The organism is Salinisphaera japonica YTM-1 (genome assembly GCF_003788585.1).
GTDB classification, from domain to species: Bacteria; Pseudomonadota; Gammaproteobacteria; order Nevskiales; family Salinisphaeraceae; genus Salinisphaera; species Salinisphaera japonica.
Map to the genome: position 1 here is coordinate 44716 of NZ_AYKG01000005.1, position 20004 is coordinate 64719.

Sequence of the window (20004 nt, forward strand, 5' to 3'; positions counted from 1 at the left end):
AGACGCCCTGCACTTTAAAAGTGCAGGGCCCGGAATCACGCCGTGCGACGGCTGCCGCCAGAGGTGAACTCTGGATAGGCTTCCATGCCGATCTCCGATAGATCGGTGCCCTCGGCCTCGGCCTGTTCCGAGACGCGGATACCGAAGGTGAACTTGATGATCGCCCAGACCACAAGGCTGGCCCCGAAGACCCAGGCAAAGATGGTCGCGGCCCCGACGATCTGACCCAGGAAAGTCACGTCGCCGTTGGTGACCGGCACGAGCAGCAGGCCCAGCAGGCCGCAGGCCCCGTGCACCGAGATCGCGCCGACCGGGTCATCGATCTTGATCTTGTCGAAGAACAGGATCGAGAACACCACCAGAATGCCGCCGGCGGCGCCGAACAGGGTCGCCACGAGCGGGGTGGGCGTGGACGGCTCTGCCGTGATGACCACCAGACCGGCCAGCGCGCCGTTAAGCGCCATGGTGAAATCGCCCTTGCCGAAAACAGCACGGGCAACCAGCAGCGCGGCAACGAGGCCGCCGGCGGCCGCGGTGTTGGTGTTGAGAAACACCATGGCTACGGAGTTGGCGCTGGTGATATCGCCCAGCTTCAATACCGAGCCACCGTTGAAACCGAACCAGCCGAGCCAGAGGATGAGCGTGCCCAGGCCAGCCAGCGGCAGATTGGCACCGGGGATGGCGCCGACCCGGCCATCGGCGCGGTACTTGCCTTTACGCGGGCCCAGCAGCAGCACGCCGGCCAGTGCCGCCGAGGCGCCGGCCATATGCACGATGCCCGAGCCTGCGAAATCCGAAAAACCCAGATCCCCCAGGTTGAAAAGACCGAACACGGCATCGCCGTTCCAGGTCCAGCTGCCTTCCAGCGGATAGATGAAGCCGGTCATCACCACGGCGAAGGCCAGAAACGCCCATAGCTTCATACGCTCGGCCACGGCACCGGAGACCACCGACATGGCCGTGGCCACAAAGACCACTTGAAAGAAGAAATCGGCCGCGCCGGCATAGACCGAGCCGCCGTCGAAGCCGTTCTCGGCCGACGCCGAGAGCGCATCGTTAACCAGGGTGCTGCCGCCGGCAATGCCGTCGAGGAACAACCCGCCGTCGTACATGATCATGTAGCCACAGACCATGTACATGATGCAGGCGATAGCAAAGAGCGCGACGTTCTTGGTCAGGATCTCGGTGGTGTTCTTTGAGCGCACCAGGCCGGCTTCGAGCATGGAAAAGCCCGCGGCCATCCACATGACGAGCGCGCCGCAGATCAGGAAATAAAAGGTATCGATTGCGTACTGCAGCTGGAATATCTGGTTTTCCATAGTGTTATGTCCCCCTCGCTTTGATGGGTGATGGGCCGGTGCCTAGATCGCGTCGCGACCGGTCTCGCCGGTGCGGATACGAATCGCCTGTGCCAGCTCGCTGACAAAAATCTTGCCGTCGCCGATCTTGCCGGTATGCGCGGCCTTGGAGATGGCCTCTACGGCGGTATCCAGATCGGGCTCTTCGATGGCGACCTCGATCTTCACCTTGGGCAGGAAATCCACCACGTATTCCGCGCCGCGATAGAGTTCGGTATGGCCTTTCTGGCGGCCAAAGCCCTTGACCTCGGTAACCGTGATGCCCTGTACCCCCACCTCGGAGAGCGCTTCGCGGACCTCGTCGAGTTTGAATGGCTTGATGATGGCGGCGATCAGTTTCATGTCGTGACTCCTCTAATACCCGTGAAGCCGGCCGCTGCGCGCACAAGCGAGCACGCAGCGGCCACGGCGTGGCTGGGCAATGCCCTGCACTCACCGTGCCAACTCTTGATCACAGCGCTGTTCCACCACGTGCTTTGCCCGCTCGGGGCTTTGCGTGCAAGCTAGGCCCATCGTTTTTTGATGTCGTTTAACAATGCGCTCGCTTGAAGATATGGCCGCTCGCCTGGCCAATGCTCTGCCGCCCCAGGTCGGGCCCATGCGCGAAGAACTCAAGGCCAACTTCAAGGCCGTGCTGCAATCCCAGCTGGCTGAGCTGGATCTGGTACCGCGTGAAGAGTTCGAGGCCACCCGCGACAGCCTGGTGCACGCGCGGGCGCGTCTGGGCGAGCTCGAAGCCCGGCTCGACGCGCTCGAAGCCCCGAAAGAAAACGACTGACCCGTGGCGCTGGCCACGGTTCACAGCCGCGCCCAGACCGGCCTGACGGCACCCGAGGTGGCCGTCGAGGTCGATCTGGCCGGCGGCCTGCCGGCGCTGGCGATCGTTGGCCTGCCCGAAACCGAGGTCAAGGAATCCAAAGACCGGGTCAGGGCGGCGATCGCCAACAGCGGCTACGACTTTCCCATGCGACGGATCACGGTCAATCTGGCACCGGCGGATCTACCCAAGGAAGGTGGGCGCTTCGATCTGGCCATCGCCTTGGGGATTCTGGCGGCCTCGGGCCAGATACCGGCCAAGGCGTTACAGGGCCATGAGTTCCTGGGTGAGCTGTCGTTATCGGGCGCGCTTCGCGGCGTGCGCGGGGCATTGCCGGCCAGCCTGGCTGCGGCGGATGCCGAGCGGTGTCTGGTCTTGCCTGATATCAACGCCGTCGAAGCCGGCCTGGCCGGGGAGAACATCACGCGCCTGGCTGGCCATCTGGCCGATGTGGCCCAGTCGTTGGCCACGCCCGAGTCCGCGGTCTGGCAGACGCCGCCCGCCGTGGCCCCGTCCATGCCGGCTGCGGCAGGGCCGGACATGGCTGATGTGCGTGGCCAGCCCCAGGCCCGGCGCGCCCTGGAGATCGCGGCCGCCGGCGGGCATTCGCTGCTCATGATCGGCCCACCCGGTGCCGGCAAGACCATGCTGGCCCAGCGTCTGCCGGGCCTGCTACCGGCCATGTCGCGCGATCACGCGCTGGAGGTCGCCGCGATCGCCTCGATCTCCGGGGCGGCCTTCAACGCCGACACCTTCGGGCAGCGCCCGTTTCGGGCGCCGCATCACACGGCCTCGGGCGTGGCACTGGTGGGGGGCGGCTCCACGCCCAAGCCGGGCGAGATCACGCTGGCCCATCGCGGCGTGTTGTTTCTTGATGAGCTGCCCGAGTTTGATCGCAAGGTGCTGGAGGTGCTGCGCGAACCGCTCGAATCCGGGCATATCACGATCTCGCGGGCCGCGCGCCAGGCCGAGTTCCCGGCGGCCTTTCAATTCGTGGCGGCCATGAATCCCTGCCCCTGTGGCTACCAGGGCGATGCCTCGGGGCGCTGTCATTGCACGGCCGATCGTATCGCGCGTTATCGCGCGCGGATCTCGGGCCCGCTGCTGGATCGCATCGATATGCATCTGGCGGTAGCGCCCATTTCCAAACAGATGCTGATGGCAACGGATCACGCCGCGGAAAGCACCATAGAGGTGCAGGCCCGCGTCACCACGGCGCATCAGCGCGCACAGGCGCGGGCCGGGCGCACCAATGCCGCACTCTCGTCAGCAGAGATCGATACGCACTGTCGGCCGGAGCCGGCAGCGGCCACGCTCATCGAACGGGCGATCGACCAGCTGGGGCTTTCGGCGCGCGGTTATCACCGTATTCTGCGCGTGGCCCGTACGATCGCGGACCTGGACGGCCAGGCGACCATCGGATCGGCCCATGTCGCTGAAGCGATCGGGTATCGCAGCCTGGATCGCAGCGCGTACTGACCCCGGGTCGGGGCGTTATTTTCAAGCCCGAGTTTCTGTAACGTATTGATTGGAATGCGTTATTTTGCCTTGCGCTGCAGCGCGCGATCTGCTTCTCCCAAGCTGGCACAGCTCTTGCCTTGACTGTTTCACCGTCGTCGACGGGGCGCCGGCCATGATCTGGCGTTTTCCATGAACAGTTCGGGGGAAATCTATGTCCAGATTCATCAACACCACGGTTGCCTGTGCACTGGTCAGCAGCCTGGCCTGGTCGCCGATGGGCCTGGCCGACGGGGAGATTGATCAAGCACTGTCCGGCGTGCCCGACGCCCTGAAAGGCGATATCAGCGCCAACGTGGCTTTCACGACCGATTATCGCTATCGCGGTATCTCGCAGTCCGGCAACGATTTCGCGGTGCAGGGCGGTTTTGACTACGCCATGAATTCCGGCCTGTATATCGGCACCTGGGCGTCGAACGTCAACAACTTCAATCCCAGCCAGGTCGACGGCTCGAACGGCACGCAGGCCGAGGTCGACTTCTATGCCGGCTATGAATACGCCTTGAACGATAATATCTCGTTGGGCGTGCAGGCGCTGTACTACTACTATCCGGGGGCCAGCAAGGCCGGGCCGAAAGCCACCACGTTGGCGGCCTATACGGCCGGGCGCGAGCTGGATTTCTGGGAGTACACGCCCAGCTTCAACTGGACCACCGATACCGTGTCCGGCACGTTGAGCGTGTCCTATAGCAGCGATTTCTACGGTGAATCGGGCGATTCCTACTACTTCAACGGCTCGACCTCGACCACGCTGACCGACTGGCTCACACTTGGCGCCCACGCCGGTTATCAGGAAGTCCAGCGCGAGATCTTCTGGTATCCGGACTATGTCGACTGGTCCATCTCGCTGGGTACGCACCAGCTCGGCCTGGACTGGCAGGTGGCCTACGTCGGCACTGATCTGGACCGCAACGAATGTGGCGGCAATATCTGCGACGACACTGTGGTGGGCACCATCAGCCGCTCGTTCTGATCGTGGCCGTACCGGCCGGGCGTGTGATCGCGCAGGCACCGGTACGGGCTGTGCTGTGCTGATAGAATCGCGCTGCCATGGCACAGCCCAAACTCAATCCCCAGCAGGATGCCGCCATGCGGTATCTCGATGGCCCGTTGCTCGTGCTGGCGGGTGCCGGCTCGGGCAAGACTGGTGTCATCACACGCAAGATCGCGCATCTGATCAAGCGCGGTTATGCCGCCCATCGCGTCATCGCGGTCACGTTCACCAACAAGGCTGCACGCGAGATGAAGCAGCGTGCCTCCAAGCTGGTCAACGCCCAGGACGCCAAGGCGCTGACCGTGTCGACGTTCCACAGTCTGGGGCTGTCGATGATCCGCGAAGAGCACGAAACACTGGGCTACAAGTCGCGGTTTTCGATCTTCGATGCCGAAGACGTCGACAAGATGCTTTCCGATCTCGTGGGCCGGGATGGCGACCAGCGCAAGGAAACGCGCGCGGCCATCAGCGCCTGGAAATCCGCGCTTGTGGCCCCCGAGCAGGCCGTGGCCGAGGCCACCGGCAAGGATGTGCCCATGGCCCGGGCCTATGCCGAATACCAGCGCCGGCTGAAGGCGTATAACGCCGTCGACTTCGACGATCTGCTCTCGGTGCCCGTGCAACTGCTGCGCGACGACCCGGCGGCGCGGGAGCGCTGGCAGAATCGTTATCGCTACCTGCTGGTCGACGAATACCAGGACACCAACGCGGCCCAGTACGAGATGATGCGCCTGCTGGCCGGCGTGCGCGCGGCGTTCACCGTGGTGGGCGATGATGATCAGTCGATCTATGCCTGGCGCGGCGCGCGGCCTGGCAATATCGCCGATCTGTCGCGTGATTTTCCGCACCTGAAGGTCATCAAGCTCGAGCAGAACTATCGCTCGGTGGGTAACGTGCTTTCGGCGGCCAACAAACTCATCGGCCAGTCCAGCCAGCGTGCTTATGAAAAAACGCTGTGGTCGGCCATGGGCGCGGGTGATCGCGTACGCGTGCTTTCCGGGCCGGACGAAGCCGGCGAAGCCGAGCGTGTGGCCACCGAAATATCCGCCCACAAACTACGCGCCGGCAACGCCTACGGCGACTATGCCGTGCTCTATCGGGGCAATTTCCAGTCGCGCTCGTTCGAAAAAGCGTTGCGTGAGCGCAACGTGCCGTACCGCGTCTCCGGCGGGCGCTCGTTCTTCGAGCGCAGCGAAATCCGTGATCTGGTCACCTATCTCAAGCTGCTGGTCAATCCCGACGATGACGCGGCGTTTTTGCGCATCATCAACCTGCCGCGTCGCGAGCTGGGCCCGGCCACGCTGGAAGCCCTGGCGCGCTATGCCGGCACCCGACATATCAGCCTGTTCGATGCCGCCCGCGGGGTGGGCCTGGCGGGGGGGGTCGGCGAGCGCCCGGGTCGTCGCCTGGCCGAGTTCGTGGACTGGGCCAAACAGCTGGCCATGGCCGGCGAATCCACGCCGCCGCGAGAACTGGTCAACCAGCTCATGGTCGATATCGATTATCGCGACTGGCTGCGTGACACGTCGGCCAATACGCGGGCCGCCAAGAAACGTCTGGAAAACCTGGACGAATTCTTGTCCTGGCTGGGCCATATCGGCGAGGCCGATGATGGCACGCCCACCCCGCTGGCCGATGTCGTGCGTCGCCTGTCGCTGCTGGATTTCGCCAACCAGTCGGAAAAAGACATCGAGAACCAGGTACACCTGCTCACACTTCACGCGGCCAAGGGCCTGGAGTTTGATCACGTCTACCTGGCCGGCATGGAAGAGGGTTTACTGCCACACCACGCCTGTCTCGACGACGAGCGCATCGAGGAAGAACGCCGCCTGCTTTATGTCGGCATCACTCGGGCACGCAAGAGCCTGGCCCTGACCTATGCCCGCAAACGCCGCCGCGGCGGCGAAGAAAGCGACACCACGCCGAGCCGTTTTCTCGACGAACTACCGCGCGAGGAAATCGACTGGCCCGCCACTACAGGCCAACGCGACAAGGCCGCCGCGGCCAACGAAAACAAGGCCCAGGTCGCTGCCCTCAGGGCCATGCTCGGTACGGGCGAATGATCGGCTTTTAGCTTGCCAGACGACGGCGCCAATCGGTCGGAAACCCCATGACGGTTGCATCGATCATCGTGTGTTCGTTGATGAGGCGTCTGATTTTCGTGATCCAGATTCGTTCGGTGTCAGCACCAATACGGCAAAGGAAGTAATCGAGCATCACTAGGGTGTTGAACAGCTTGGCAGGCGCTTGGATATGCAATGACTCAACGAGACGGGCGTCAGCCGCGGTCTTGGGTAGTACCGGCTTGATGGGAAATGTCTTATTCCAGAGCCGCGCGTGGTGCGCGCAGATGTTTCTTACTAACGTAATGTGATGGGTGAACGAGACGAGTATCTTCTCGTCCACGCCGAAGAGTGAGGCAATCTGCCGACGAAGCGATCGCTGCTTCAATGATGAAAAAAGCGATGACAAAGCGCCAAACGACATCACCTCACAGGCCATCCATACGGGTAGCTGACCCGGCGTATCGTAAGTTTGACGATAATGTTGAATGAACGGTTCGCTGCTGCGATCAATTTCGCTATGCAGTCGCTTAAGTAGCTTCGCATGCTTATCTGTCCGTACGAAACACGCCGGCTTTTCGTGGCCGAACGGGCCGTGCTCGTGGGCAACGTGGTAAGCAAACTGTGTTCGAAGTGCCACCTCGAATTGTTCGATAGCAGAAAATACGAGGCCGCGTAGCGCTCGGTCGAATTCGTGGTGCGCCAGCACCGTTTCAAAGCACGTTCCGGGCTCGAAATATGTGTGTGTGTATCGTCGGCGTAAAACGGAAACCAGTACGCCGTAAGCCGGTAATAATTCAGGCATGCAAGCGCGCGCGCAGCGCGTTCGCGGTCGATGAACTGCATGCCTCGCTCGCTCAGTCGCTCGATCTGCTGGTCGAAAGTGAGGGCGGTTTTAGAAAACGGCTGACGACACATGTCCAGGTGAAACGCTGATTCCGGGCACAAAAAACCCTCCGGGGTGCGCCGTTCTAATGAGAGGCGTGGAGGGTATTGTTAGTTAGCAAAGTAGGCCAAAACCTGTGAGGCGTAAAGAGGTTGATAAGTGCCTCTACAACGGCCGGGGCGGCGGCATCTACCCGACGGGTGAGCCGCTTGGCCGCAAATCATCCCGCCGACTAAGGCCAACGTATTCTCGTAATCTGGATGGACGATCCGAACCCGACCGCGTATCCTAACCGCCTGTAAAGCGCCCGTAGCTCAGCTGGATAGAGTGTCGGCCTCCGAAGCCGAAGGTCGCAGGTTCGAATCCTGCCGGGCGCACCAGATCAAATGAAGCCCGCAAATTACGCGGGCTTTTTCATGCCTAAAACAAAGCCAATTCGAACCTGCGATACCAACAATTCAGGTTCGACGGCCGCGCAACGTGCAAGTCATTCGACGAGCGTGAGCCCTGTCACCGCTTGCAGCGCGTCGAAGGATACGCCGTCGAAACGCTCGATCACCTTGGCCGCGGCATTGTCGCGATCGATTTCGAACACGCCCAGATCGGTATAGACACGGCTGACACAGGCGGCGCCGGTCAGAGGCAGGTCGCAGGCTTCGACCAGTTTGGGCGTGCCATCTTTTGCCGTATGTCGCATCAGGACATAGACGGTCTTGGCACCCACGGCCAGATCCATCGCGCCGCCGACGGCGGGCGGATACGTGGCGTCATGGGTGGCCCAGTTGGCCAGATCGCCGGTGGCCGAGACCTGGAACGCGCCGAGTACGGCCAGATCCAGATGGCCGCCGCGCATCATGGCAAACGATTCGGCGGTGTCGAAATAACAACCGCCTTCGATCAACGTGACCGGATCCTTGGCCGCGTTGATCAGGTCGGGATCATGATCTTCGCCGGGTTCCGGCGAGCGGCCAACGCCCAGGATGCCGTTTTCGCTGTGATAGATGACCTGCCGGCCGGCCGGTACGTGGTTGGCCACGGTGACGGGCATTCCGATGCCAAGATTCACATAAGCGCCGTCGGTAATATCCGCGGCCAGGCGGGCGGCCATCTCGTGGGTCGTCAGGCGGGGCAGGCTCATGGCTGTTCTCTCACAACGACGCGGTCGATGAAAATGCCCGGCGAGGCAACGGCTTCCGGGTTCAATTCGCCCAGGGCGACCCGTGCACCGACTTCGACCACGGCACAGCCCGCGGCCGTGGCCATGACCGGATTGAAGTTACGGGCCGCCGTGTTGTAGACCAGATTGCCCCAGGGGTCGGCCTTGTAGGCCGAAAGCAGGGCATAGTCGGCGGCCAGCGGCGCCTCCAGAACATGGCCGCGGCCATCGATCATGCGGGTTTCCTTGCCATCGGCCAGGGCGGTGCCATAGCCGGTAGGCGTGAAAAAACCGCCCAGACCGGCGCCGGCCGCGCGCATGCGCTCGGCCAGCGTGCCCTGGGGCACCAGTTCCAGCTCGATGGCGTTTTGTTGGTAAAGCCGTTCGAACCAGACCGAGCCCCGCGAGCGCGGATAGCTACACACCACCTTGTCGACCAGGCCTTCGCGTAGCAGCGCCGAGACGCCGGTCTCGCCCGAGCCAGTGTTATTGGAAATGACGGTGAGATGGCGCGGCCCGGCCGCACAGACCGCATCGATGAGCGCCAGCGGAATCCCGGAGCTGCCGAAGCCGCCGATCATCACGCTCGCGCCGTCCGGCATATCGGCCACGGCCGCGCCCATGTCGGGCCAGAATTTATCAATCATGGCGAGCGGCTTCTAGAAGATCTCGAACAGGCCGGCCGCGCCGATGCCGCCGCCCACGCACATGGTCACCACGCCGTACTTGGCCCCGCGACGCTTGCCTTCGATGAGCAAGTGGCCGGTCATGCGGGCACCGGACATGCCGTAGGGGTGGCCCACGCTGATCGCGCCGCCGTCGACGTTGTAGATATCGGGATCGATGCCCAAGCGGTCGCGACTGTACAGGCACTGGCTGGCAAAGGCTTCGTTGAGCTCCCAGATGCCGATATCGTCGATATCCAGATTGAAACGGTTCAACAGCTTGGGCACGGCAAACACCGGGCCGATACCCATCTCATCAGGATCACAGCCGGCGACCGCCATGCCGAGATACGCGCCCAAGGGCTCCAGGCCCAGGCGTTCTGCCTCGGCGGCCTCCATGACCACACAGGCCGAGGCGCCGTCCGAGAGCTGGCTGGCGTTACCGGCGGTGATGTATTCACCGGTCTCGACCTGCTGGCCGTTGGAAAATACGGGCTTGAGGCTCTTCAAGCCCTCCAGCGTGGTTTCGGGGCGGTTGCCTTCGTCCTGCGACAGGGTGACCTCCTGCTCGCTGACTTCGCCGGTCTCCTTGTTCTTGACGGCCTGAATCGTGGTCATGGGCACGATCTCGTCGTCGAAGCGCCCGGCCTCCTGGGCAGCAGCGGTACGCAGCTGGGACTGATAGGCGTATTCGTCCTGGGCATCACGCGAGACGTTGTAGCGATCGGCCACGATCTCGGCGGTTTCCAGCATCGACATATAAAGCGCGGGCACCTGTTCCACCAGCCACGGGTCTTTCTGGCGGAAGGTGTTCATGTGCTCGTTCTGCACCAGCGAGATCGACTCAAGCCCGCCGCCGACGACACAGTTCATGCGATCGGTAACGACCTGCTTGGCCGCGGTGGCGATACCCATCAGGCCCGAGGCACATTGCCGATCGATACTCATGCCGGCGATGGATGTCGGCAGGCCGGCCCGCAGGGCGACCTGGCGCGCGATATTGGGGGCCGTGCTGCCTTGCTGCATGGCTGCGCCCATGATCACGTCGTCAATAGACGCTGGATCTATACCGGCTCGGGAGACCGCGTGGGCCACGGCATGGCCGCCGAGTGCCTGGGCCTGGGTGTTGTTGAATGCACCGCGATAGGCTTTGCCGATGGGCGTGCGGGCGGTGGATACGATGACGGCTTGGCGCATTGTGAGATCTCCTCCGAGGTTATTTATGGTTTGTCTGTTTAATTGTTACGGCTGAAAATACTATCGAGGATGGTTTGAGCCCCGGTTTCGCGCTGCAGCGCGAGTCACTTTCGTTTGCTTGTCCAAACGAAAGTAACCAAAGGAAAGGACCCCCTACGTATCCGCCCGCTACGCGGGTACGCGCAGCCGTACAGGTTGCCTGGGACACGGCCAGAACTCGCATCGCTTTGGCGATGCTCAAACATCTGGCCGCGCGGGTGCCGTGCACCCGACACCCAGGCAACCTGTACATCTGCGCCGGCTCTGAAGGGACTGCGAATACAGACACGGCTCGGCAGGTGTGGCGTTGTGCCAAACCACAAGGCGCCGACCGCTGGTTCTGGTTCGACTCCCAAGACTGGGTCGCCCGCGCTGTATTCGGTCCGTTGCTGAAGGCGACGGAGACGCGGAGCGGCGACGGGTGTCCGGCGCACTGCGCCGGCGCACAAAGGTGTCTGAGTATCGCGAAAGCGATGCGAGTTTTTGTGCGTCCCGTTGACGTGAGCATCGGAGTGGACCGGCGAAGCCGGCGCCGAGGACGGGGTCTTTTTCTTGGTTCCTTCTTTTAGACAAGCAAAAGAAGGGACTCGCACAACAGTGCGAAAACGCCCGGCTAAAGCAGCACGTAAGTCGCTCATATCACTCACAAGCGAAGTCCACGCGAACACGCCCACTCATTCGATATACAACGTCAAAGAATCCGCTAAAAGCGCCGGCTTATCACCACCCTCGATCTCAACGGTCACCGCCGTCCGCACCAAGTAACGCCCATCCCCCCGGTCATCGATCGCCGATAACGTCACCGCCGCGCTAACCCGCGAATCAACCACAACCGGCGCGATGAATCGCAGCCGATCGAGCCCGTAGTTGATCCGCGTGGTGATGCCGGCCACGTGGAAAACTTCGCCGGTCAGCCGCGGCAGCAGTGAGAGGGTGAGAAACCCGTGGGCCACGGGCGCGCCGAAGGGCGATTCGGCCCGGGCCCGTGCTTCGTCGACGTGAATCCATTGCCGATCATCGGTGGCATTCGCAAACGCTGTGATACGCGCCTGGTCGATGGTCATCCAGGCGCTATGGCCCAGCGGCTGGCCGATCTGTTCGGCCAGCGCTGCGATGTTATCGAAGAATCGAGCCGCCACGACTAGCTCACCGCGGCATCGAGCGCGGGGATGATCTCGAACAGATCACCCACGAGGCCGATATCGGCCAGCTCGAAGATCGGGGCTTCGGGGTCCTTGTTGATGGCCACGATCGTGCCGGCGTCCTTGATACCGGCCAGGTGCTGGATGGCCCCGGAAATGCCGAAACACATATACAGCTCGGGCGAGATGATTTTGCCGGTCTGGCCGACCTGCATATCGTTGGGCACGTAGCCGGCATCCACCGCGGCCCGCGAGGCGCCCACGGCCGCGCCGATCTTGTCGGCGAAGTCATAGACGATACGAAAGTTCTCCTCGCTGCCGACACCGCGACCGCCGGAAATCACCTTGGGCGCGGTCTGTAGATCCGGCCGATCGCTCTTGGCCTGTTCCAGGCCAACGAAGCGGGTATGGGTGGGCAGTTCGGCCTCGACCGTGGCGGCGGCGACCGCAGCACTGCCGGTCTTCTCAGCCGCGCCGTAGGAGGCACAGCGCACCGAGGCCACGAGCATCTGAGCGTCCGGTGCCTGCACGGTGGTGATGGCGTTACCGGCATAAATGGGCCGGTCGAACTCGTAGGGCCCGTGCACGGCCATGATGTCGGTGACCATGGCCACATCGGCCAGGGCAGCCACTCGCGGCATGAGATCCTTGCCGAAGGTGGTATTGGGGCCCAGCACGTGGCTATAGCCGCCGTTTTGGGCAAACGCCACGATCTGCGGGGCCAGTATCGCGGCCACCGCGTGTTCGTTGGCGGCGTTGTTCACGAGATGCACGTTGGCGATACCGGCCAGCTTGGCGGCCTCGTCGGCGATGGCCTGGCCGTCGTGGGCCAGCACCAGCACGTCGATATCGCCGCCAATATCGGCGGCGCACGTTACCGCACGGCCCGTGGCATCCAGAAGCTGGCCGTCGTGATGATCGGCAATGACAAGAATCTTTTGGCTCATATCAGGCTCTTTTCTTTCAGCTTGGCAACCAGTTCATCCACGGTTTCGACCATGATGCCGCCGGCGCGCTTGGGCGGGGCTTTGGTGGTCACGGTTTTGATGGGCGTGGCCGCGGCGACATCCAGCTCGTCGAAAGCCAGAGCCTCGATGGGCTTTTTCTTGGCCTTCATGATGTTGGGCAGCTTGAGATAGCGCGGCTCGTTCAGGCGCAGATCCACGGTGACCACGGCCGGCAGATCCACCGACAGGGTTTCCAGGCCGGTATCGATCTCGCGGGTGACCTCGGCTTTGCCATCGGCCAGCTCGATCTTCGAGGCAAAGGTGGCCTGGGGCCAATTCAGCTTGGCCGCGGTCATCTGGCCGGTCTGATTGGCGTCATCGTCGATGGCCTGCTTGCCCATCAGGAACATGTCCGGCGATTCACGCTCGGCCAGGGCCTTGAACACACGCGCCGCGGTGAGGGGCTGGACCTCATCGTCGGTCTTGACGTGGATGGCGCGATCACAGCCAAAGGCCACGGCCGTGCGCAGCTGCTCGGCCACGGCATCATCGCCGATGGCAACGGCCACGACTTCGGTGGCGGTGCCGTCTTCTTTCCAGCGGATCGCCTGTTCCACGGCGATCTCGTCGAAAGGGTTCATGCTGTGCTTGACGCCGTTCTTGACCACGCCCGAGCCGTCGGGGGCGACCTGGATACGGACGTTGTAGTCGATCGCCCGTTTGACGCTGACCAGTATTTTCATGAGTGGCGATACTCCGTTAACAATTTGGCCCTAAATTCGTTTAGAGATTCGTGTAGTTCGGCCCGGACCCGCCTTCCGGCGTGACCCAGTTGATGATCTGGTACGGATCCTTGATGTCACAGGTCTTGCAGTGCACGCAATTGGCGGCGTTGATATGCAACTCTTTTTCGCCGGCGTCGTTGTCGACCATTTCATAGACGTTAGCCGGGCAGAAGCGGGTACAGGGATTACCGTATTCCTGGGTACAGCGCGAGACACAGATATCCGGTTCCAGAATCTGTAGATGTACCGGCTGGTTCTCGTCGTGCTCGGTCTGGGCGAAATAGACCGAGGCCAGGCGATCGCGCGGGGCCAGATCTCGGCTTGTCTGCCAGTCGTTGGCCTGGGCCGGTGTCGGCTGATTCTCGACCGCGGCCAGTTTCTCCGTGGCGCGCCAATCGGCGTGGTTATGCAGCGTCCAGGGCGAGTGGCCGGCAGTGACCGTTTCCCAGGCTGCATTGGCCAGGCCCGCCCATTTGCCGCGCAGAAAGCCCGGGCGAATATTGCGTACTTTCTTGAGCTCGCTGCCGACCTCAGAGGCGCGAAGCGCGGCATCAAAGCCGTCCACCGCGCCGGCTTCGCATAGATGATCGGCGGCCAGAATACCGCTGGCCATGGCGGTGTGGATGCCCTTGATCTTGGGCACGTTGAGCGTGCCGCCGGCATCGCCCACGATCAGCGCGCCGGGCATTTCCAGCTTGGGCAGGGATTGCCAGCCGCCTTCAACGAGTGCGCGCGCGCCGGCCGATATGATCTCGCCGTCCTCGATCAATGCGCGGATCTTGGGGTGATGCTTCCACTGCTGGAACGCCTCGAACGGCTCGAAGCGCGGATCGGCATAATCCAGGCCCACGACGAAGCCGAGCGCAATCCGGTCTTCGGTCAGGTGATAGATGAAGCTGCCGCCATAGATATCGTTTTCCAGCGGCCAGCCGATCGTGTGCTGGACAAGCCCCGGCTGGCTGCGTTCGGGCGGGACTTTCCAGAGTTCTTTCAGGCCGATGGCATAGGTCTGTGGGTCACAGTCGGTGTCCAGCTCGAAGCGCTTGACGAGCTGCTTGGTGCAATGACCGCGACAGCCTTCGGCAAAGATCGTGATCGGGGCATGGATCTCGATGCCGGGCTCGTAGGTGCCCTTGAGCGTGCCGTCGCGGGCGATACCCATGTCCGGGGTGCGCACGCCCTTGACCGCACCGTTGTCATCGAACAACGCCTCGGCGGCTGAAAAGCCGGGGTAGATCTCGACCCCCAGTTCCTCGGCCTTGGGCGCCAGCCAGGCCATCATGTTGGCCAGCGAGACCACCACGTTGCCGTGATTGTTCTGTTGCGGCGGGGTCGGCATGCGCGTGGCCCCGTCTTTTTTCAGCATCCAGAATTCGTCGCCGGTCACGTCCACGCAGATGTCCGGCGGATCCTCGCGCCAGTTCGGCACGAGCGTGTCCAGCGGGCCGGTCTCGATCACGGCACCGGCCAGGTTCTGGGCGCCGACCTCGGAGGCTTTTTCCAGAACACAGACCTCCTTGTCCGGAGCGTTCTGTTTCAAGCGCATGGCCGTGGCCAGGCCGGCCGGGCCGGCACCGACGACGATCACGTCGTAGGTCATCACATCGCGTTCGATATCGCTCATAGCGTCATGTCTTTATCGAGGACCGCGACACCGTCGCGATCGATGAACGGTCGTTGTCGTGCTACACCTTCATGCCCGGCATGTTCAGCGAGGCCGTGTTGCCCCCGTCTACGGGCAGGGCCTGGCCGGTGATGAACGAGGCCTCCGAACTTGCCAGAAAACAGATCGCCGCGGCGATTTCCTCCGGCTCGCCGGGGCGCTTCAACTCGCACCGGCTCCCCAGTTTATGGCTTTTGCCCTGGGCTTCGGCGCAGTCAAAGACCGGCTGCGTCATGTTCGAGCGCACAAGGCCCGGGCATACCGCGTTGACACGGATACCGTGCCCGCCCAGATCGCAGGCGCTCGTCTGTGTCAGGTTGATGATGGCCGCCTTGGAAGCGCTGTATGCATTACCGCCGGCGCCGCTACGAATACCGGCAACTGAGGCGGTATTGACGATCGCACCGCGACCGGCCTGTGTCATCACCGCGCCAGCGTAGCGTGTGAAGGCCACGCTGCCCATGAGATTGACCGCCAGCAGGCGTTGCCAGTTGGCCATGTCGGTGTCTGTGATGCCGCTGTAGTCGTTGCCAGCCGTGCCGGCATTGTTGCACAGCACATCGATCCCGCCGTGTGCGCTCGTGATGTCTGCCACGACGGCCTCTACGGCGGATGCATCGGCGACGTCCACGACGTGTCGGCTGACGGCGGGCCCCAGGTCGGCGGCCAGCGATGCCAGTGCATCCGCAGAGCAGTCCACCAGCGCCACGCGCGCACCCTCGGCCACCAGACGCCGAGCGGTGGCAGCGCCGATGCTGCCTGCTGCTCCGGTGATGATCGCGCTCTGGCCTTCGAATCGCTGCATGACACGGTCCGCGAGAAATCCTTGATGGCTCGATTCTACCCAGCGAGCGCCGGGCGTCAATAAAAATGAAACGGCATTCCAAATTAAAAATAATGGCTTATTGGCTATTCGTCTAATACGGATGCGTTCTGATCATCCTTTGGTCGGATCAATTACCACTCTAGTGCCAAGCCTGAGGATTGAAACGGCGTTTCGACGAGCATTTTTCGATCCTTGGTTTTCTGTTTTATTTATTCAATATCAAATATTTATGCTTTTTTCCCGATTGTCGAAAATATGTGTTTTCCGAAGTGAAACACAATTTCGAAATCGTATTGACCGGCTTATGAGTGCGTGCCAGTTTGATCTTCAACCTAAGGCAAGCCGGGCGAAAGCCTGCATCAGACAGGGGTTTTTCGTGATCCATCGTGGCCGCCACAGATTTTTTGTTCGATGGGCGAGGCGTTGAAGGAGTCTCGATATGGAAGCACTGCTACAACAACTGCTCAACGGTCTTACGCTCGGCAGTATCTACGGGTTGGTGGCCCTGGGGCTGACGCTGGTCTACGGGATTCTGCACGTGCCGAATTTCGCTCACGGTGCGCTCTACATGGTCGGCGCGTATGTCGCTTATTACGTGGCCGGCGAGCTCGGGGCCTCGTACTGGCTGGCCATGATCGCCGCGGCGGTCATCGTGGCCGGGCTGGCCGTGGCCTGTGAGCGCCTGGTCTTTCATCCGCTGCGTAATGCCCCGCCCATTCACGACAAGATCGCGGCCATCGGGCTGTTGTTGTTCTTCGAGGCGGTGGTGCAGATGTACTGGGGCGCGGATTTCCGACGCCTGGAGGCCCCGTCGAACACGATCTTTCACTTCGCCGGGCTGACACTGCCTGCCCAACGTATGTTGATCATCGTGGCCGCGTTTTCGTTGATGGGCGGGCTGCATCTGTACCTGAAGAAAACACTGGCCGGCTCGACCATCATCGCCATGGCCCAGAACCGCGAGGGCGCGTTTCTGGTGGGTATCAACGCCAACCGTGTGGCGATGATGACGTTCGCGATCTCCGGCGCCCTGGCCGCGGTGGCCTCGACGTTGTTCGCCCCGATCAATCTGGTCTATCCGGCCATGGGGCATCTGGTGCTCTTGAAAGCCTTCGTGATCATCATTCTGGGCGGCATGGGCAGTATTCCCGGCGCCATCGTGGGCGGCCTGATCATCGGCTTCGCCGAGGCACTGGGCGGCTTCTATATCTCGGGTGACTACAAGGACGTGATCGCGTTCGCGCTGCTCGTGGCCATTCTCTCGATCAAGCCCACGGGCCTGTTCTCGCAAGGAGTGCGCTAATGTCTCGCCTGACCCATATGTTCAATCACCCGGCCACGCTCGTCGTGCTGCTGGGCCTGGCCGCGGTGTTTCCGTTCGTGGCGGCCAACGAGTATCAGGTCTATGTGATGGCGCTGGCCTTTGTGTGGGCCATCGCGGTCTATGGCCTGAATATCATCACCGGCTACTGCGGCCAGCTGAACCTGGCCCACGGCGGCTTCTTTGCCATCGGCGCTTATGCGGTGGCTATTCTCACCGCGGATCACGGCTGGAATTTCTGGCCCGCGTTTGCTGTGGCCGGCCTTGCCGGGGCCGTTTTCGGGCTGGTCGTAGGCGCGGTCTCGCTGCGCCTGAAAGAGCATTATTTCGCGATTTTCACGCTTTGTGTGGGCTTCATCATCTATATGTTGCTCGACAAGTGGGATGCGCTGACCCACGGCCCGCTCGGCATCATCAGTATCTCGCCGCCGGATGGCTTCGGCTTCGTCGATTTCACCGAAACCCGGCCGTTCTATTACCTGGTGTTGTTCTTTCTGGCGCTGGCGGTGTTCTTCACACGTCGCCTGTCGGCCTCGCTGCTGGGCCGGACGTTTCGTGCCATTCGTATCAGTGATGACCTGGCCCAGTCGCTGGGCATCAATCTGATGCGCAACAAGATTCTGGCCTTCGTGATCTCCACGGTCTATGCCGCGCTGGCGGGCGGGTTGTATGCCGGGGTGGTGCGGTTCATCGGCCCGGATCTGGGTAATTTCATGCACACCTTCGACATGATTGCTTATCTGCTGGTCGGCGGTATCGGCACGCTCATGGGCCCGCTTCTGGGCACGCTGCTCATCACCTGGCTGACCCAGGCCGTGCAGTCGCTGGAAGAGTATCGAATGATCGTGTTCGGCCCGCTGTTGGTGCTGCTGGTCATCTTTTTTCCCAAGGGCATCGCCGGCTCGTACCAGGCCTGGCGGGCACGCCGTGCCAGCCGCGAGATGAGTGCGGATCAGCGCCCGAGCACGGGCCACGACTCGGGTGCGGGTAGCACGGCATCGACGCCCGGTACGACGCGGGCGGGCCCGAATTCGAGCAGCAACGCAACCGCCGCGCCGGCCTATGCCCACACCAAGACAAACGAGAGCGCTGGCGACTCCAAGGGCTCTGGCAATGCTTGATATCCGTAACCTGACCAAGCAGTACGGCGGGCTGACCGCGGTCGACCACGTATCGACCGTGTTCGAGCGCGGTGCGATCAACGCCATCATCGGACCCAACGGCGCCGGCAAGACAACGTTTTTCAATCTGGTGGCCGGCGCCGCCGCGCCTACCTCAGGCGAGATCCGTTTCGAGGGCAAAAACATCGCCGGCATGGCCCCGGATGCCATCGCCCGAGCCGGTATCGCGCGCACTTTCCAGACCACGATGCTGTTCGAGGAATCCACGGTGTTGGACAACCTCATCGTGGGGCACCGTCTGCGCACCGGTTCGCGTCTTTGGGATGTGCTTTTGCATACGCCGCGCCACAAGCGCGACGAGGCGGCCTGTCGCGACAAGGCCGCCGAGATGCTGGATTTCGTCGGCCTGTCGGCCATCGGCAATCACATGATCGCTGATACCAGCCAGGAACAGCGCAAACGCATTGCCTTTGCCCTGGCGCTGGCCACCGAGCCCAAGCTGGTGCTGCTCGACGAGCCGGCCGGCGGAGTCAATCCCGGCGAAACCGATGGCCTGGTCGCGCTCATTCACAAGATGGTCGAGCACGACATCACGGTCTGTCTGATCGAACACAAGATGGACATGATCATGTCCATCGCGGATCGCATCGTCGTGCTTGATCACGGCGCCAAGATCGCGGACGGCAGCCCGGGTGAAGTTCGAAACGACCCGGCCGTGATCGAAGCCTATCTGGGAGCCGAACATGCTCAAGCTTGAGCGCGTGGATGCCTGCTACGGCAGTTTCAAGGCGCTTGACGCCATCGACATGACCATCGAGGCCGGCGAGCTGGTGGTCTTGCTCGGTGCCAACGGGGCCGGCAAGACCACATTGTTCAACACCGTGAGCGGCCTGCACCGGCCCAGTGCCGGGCGTATCAATGTCGCCGGACGCGACGTGACCGGCGCCAAGCCCTCGGCGCTGGTGGCGAGCGGCGTGGTGCAGTGCCCGGAAGGCCGCAAGCTTTTTCCCGACATGTCGGTGATGAAGAACCTGTGGCTGGGCGGCTATGTACACCGCGGCGACAAGCGCGCCATGCAGAAAACGCTGGACGACATCCTGGCCATGTTTCCGATCCTGGCTGAAAAGAAGAACGAGGCAGCGGGATCGTTGTCCGGCGGCCAGCAACAGATGGTGGCGATCGGTCGCGCGCTGATGGGCCGGCCCAAATTGCTGTTGCTCGACGAGCCGTCGCTGGGCCTGGCTCCGCTTATCGTCAAGCAGGTTTTTGAAACCGTGGCCGAAATCAATGCCGCCGGCACCACGGTACTGCTGGCCGAGCAGAACGCTTATGCCGCACTCAAGATCGCCAGTCGGGCTTATGTGATCGAGAACGGCCGGCTCACGATCGAAGGCGATCGGGAGTCGATGCTCGGCAACGAAGCCGTGCGAAAAGCTTATATCGGCGCCTGAGCGCCAACACTGGAAAAAAGACAACAAGCGCGATAGCGCACTGCGACAACGAGGA

General features: G+C 62.3%; 19 protein-coding genes and 1 tRNA gene. 9 read left to right on the forward strand and 11 right to left on the reverse strand.

Annotated elements, in window-relative coordinates:
• Positions 1-35 precede the first annotated feature (35 nt).
• On the reverse strand, positions 36-1319 hold the full coding sequence (locus tag SAJA_RS02715; RefSeq protein ID WP_123657120.1) for an ammonium transporter: 1284 nt from the start codon (positions 1317-1319) through the stop codon (positions 36-38).
• A 42-nt stretch (positions 1320-1361) separates the two neighbouring features.
• The gene (gene glnK, locus SAJA_RS02720; RefSeq protein ID WP_123657121.1) at positions 1362-1700 is read right to left on the reverse strand and encodes a P-II family nitrogen regulator; all 339 of its coding nucleotides are present in this window, start codon (positions 1698-1700) and stop codon (positions 1362-1364) included.
• Between the two features lie 193 nt (positions 1701-1893).
• Between glnK and SAJA_RS02725 the strand changes: the two genes are divergently transcribed.
• The 4 genes from SAJA_RS02725 (at position 1894) to SAJA_RS02740 (ending at position 6750) form a co-directional block, all read left to right on the forward strand.
• Positions 1894-2136: an accessory factor UbiK family protein gene (locus tag SAJA_RS02725; protein WP_123657122.1), complete on the forward strand. Its 243-nt coding sequence runs from the start codon at positions 1894-1896 to the stop codon at positions 2134-2136.
• A 3-nt stretch (positions 2137-2139) separates the two neighbouring features.
• Positions 2140-3654: a YifB family Mg chelatase-like AAA ATPase gene (locus tag SAJA_RS02730; protein WP_123657123.1), complete on the forward strand. Its 1515-nt coding sequence runs from the start codon at positions 2140-2142 to the stop codon at positions 3652-3654.
• Between the two features lie 193 nt (positions 3655-3847).
• On the forward strand, positions 3848-4666 hold the full coding sequence (locus SAJA_RS02735; protein WP_123657124.1) for a TorF family putative porin: 819 nt from the start codon (positions 3848-3850) through the stop codon (positions 4664-4666).
• A 77-nt stretch (positions 4667-4743) separates the two neighbouring features.
• Entirely contained in the window at positions 4744-6750 is a 2007-nt protein-coding gene (locus tag SAJA_RS02740; RefSeq protein WP_123657125.1) for a UvrD-helicase domain-containing protein, read from the forward strand.
• Between the two features lie 7 nt (positions 6751-6757).
• On the opposite strand, the gene SAJA_RS02745 is transcribed toward SAJA_RS02740, so the two are convergent.
• Positions 6758-7555, reverse strand: a complete 798-nt coding sequence (locus SAJA_RS02745) for an Abi family protein (RefSeq protein ID WP_123657126.1) — start codon at positions 7553-7555, stop codon at positions 6758-6760.
• A gap of 384 nt (positions 7556-7939) precedes the next feature.
• Between SAJA_RS02745 and SAJA_RS02750 the strand changes: the two genes are divergently transcribed.
• Positions 7940-8016, forward strand: a tRNA-Arg gene (locus tag SAJA_RS02750).
• A gap of 107 nt (positions 8017-8123) precedes the next feature.
• Here SAJA_RS02750 and SAJA_RS02755 read toward each other — a convergent pair.
• The 8 genes from SAJA_RS02755 to SAJA_RS02790 form a co-directional block, all read right to left on the reverse strand.
• On the reverse strand, positions 8124-8768 hold the full coding sequence (locus SAJA_RS02755) for a 3-oxoacid CoA-transferase subunit B (protein WP_123657152.1): 645 nt from the start codon (positions 8766-8768) through the stop codon (positions 8124-8126).
• A 2-nt stretch (positions 8769-8770) separates the two neighbouring features.
• The gene (locus SAJA_RS02760; RefSeq protein ID WP_123657127.1) at positions 8771-9439 is read right to left on the reverse strand and encodes a 3-oxoacid CoA-transferase subunit A; all 669 of its coding nucleotides are present in this window, start codon (positions 9437-9439) and stop codon (positions 8771-8773) included.
• Between the two features lie 12 nt (positions 9440-9451).
• Positions 9452-10654 (reverse strand): acetyl-CoA C-acyltransferase, encoded by a 1203-nt coding sequence (locus tag SAJA_RS02765; protein WP_123657128.1) that lies wholly within the window; start codon positions 10652-10654, stop codon positions 9452-9454.
• Positions 10655-11367: 713 nt separating this feature from the next.
• A complete protein-coding gene (locus tag SAJA_RS02770) occupies positions 11368-11832 on the reverse strand; it encodes a MaoC family dehydratase (RefSeq protein ID WP_245963213.1) in 465 nt (154 codons plus the stop codon).
• Positions 11833-11834: 2 nt separating this feature from the next.
• Positions 11835-12782: an electron transfer flavoprotein subunit alpha/FixB family protein gene (locus SAJA_RS02775; RefSeq protein ID WP_123657129.1), complete on the reverse strand. Its 948-nt coding sequence runs from the start codon at positions 12780-12782 to the stop codon at positions 11835-11837.
• Positions 12779-13525, reverse strand: coding sequence for an electron transfer flavoprotein subunit beta/FixA family protein (locus tag SAJA_RS02780; protein ID WP_123657130.1), 747 nt, complete (start codon positions 13523-13525; stop codon positions 12779-12781). The genes SAJA_RS02775 and SAJA_RS02780 overlap by 4 nt, the downstream gene beginning before the upstream one ends.
• A 40-nt stretch (positions 13526-13565) precedes the next feature.
• Positions 13566-15191 carry an electron transfer flavoprotein-ubiquinone oxidoreductase gene (locus SAJA_RS02785; protein WP_123657131.1) on the reverse strand — a complete coding sequence of 542 codons (1626 nt, stop codon included), beginning with the start codon at positions 15189-15191 and terminating at the stop codon, positions 13566-13568.
• A gap of 61 nt (positions 15192-15252) precedes the next feature.
• Positions 15253-16035: an SDR family NAD(P)-dependent oxidoreductase gene (locus SAJA_RS02790; protein WP_123657132.1), complete on the reverse strand. Its 783-nt coding sequence runs from the start codon at positions 16033-16035 to the stop codon at positions 15253-15255.
• A gap of 460 nt (positions 16036-16495) precedes the next feature.
• Here SAJA_RS02790 and SAJA_RS02795 point away from each other — a divergent pair, with 460 nt between their 5' ends.
• The 4 genes from SAJA_RS02795 to SAJA_RS02810 are packed head-to-tail and all read left to right on the forward strand — an operon-like array spanning position 16496 to position 19949.
• A complete protein-coding gene (locus tag SAJA_RS02795) occupies positions 16496-17359 on the forward strand; it encodes a branched-chain amino acid ABC transporter permease (protein WP_123657133.1) in 864 nt (287 codons plus the stop codon).
• Positions 17359-18498, forward strand: coding sequence for a branched-chain amino acid ABC transporter permease (locus SAJA_RS02800; protein WP_123657134.1), 1140 nt, complete (start codon positions 17359-17361; stop codon positions 18496-18498). The genes SAJA_RS02795 and SAJA_RS02800 overlap by 1 nt, the downstream gene beginning before the upstream one ends.
• Positions 18491-19255 carry an ABC transporter ATP-binding protein gene (locus SAJA_RS02805; RefSeq protein ID WP_123657135.1) on the forward strand — a complete coding sequence of 255 codons (765 nt, stop codon included), beginning with the start codon at positions 18491-18493 and terminating at the stop codon, positions 19253-19255. Before SAJA_RS02800 ends, SAJA_RS02805 begins: the two co-directional genes overlap by 8 nt.
• Entirely contained in the window at positions 19242-19949 is a 708-nt protein-coding gene (locus SAJA_RS02810; protein ID WP_123657136.1) for an ABC transporter ATP-binding protein, read from the forward strand. The genes SAJA_RS02805 and SAJA_RS02810 overlap by 14 nt, the downstream gene beginning before the upstream one ends.
• Positions 19950-20004: the final 55 nt, after the last annotated feature.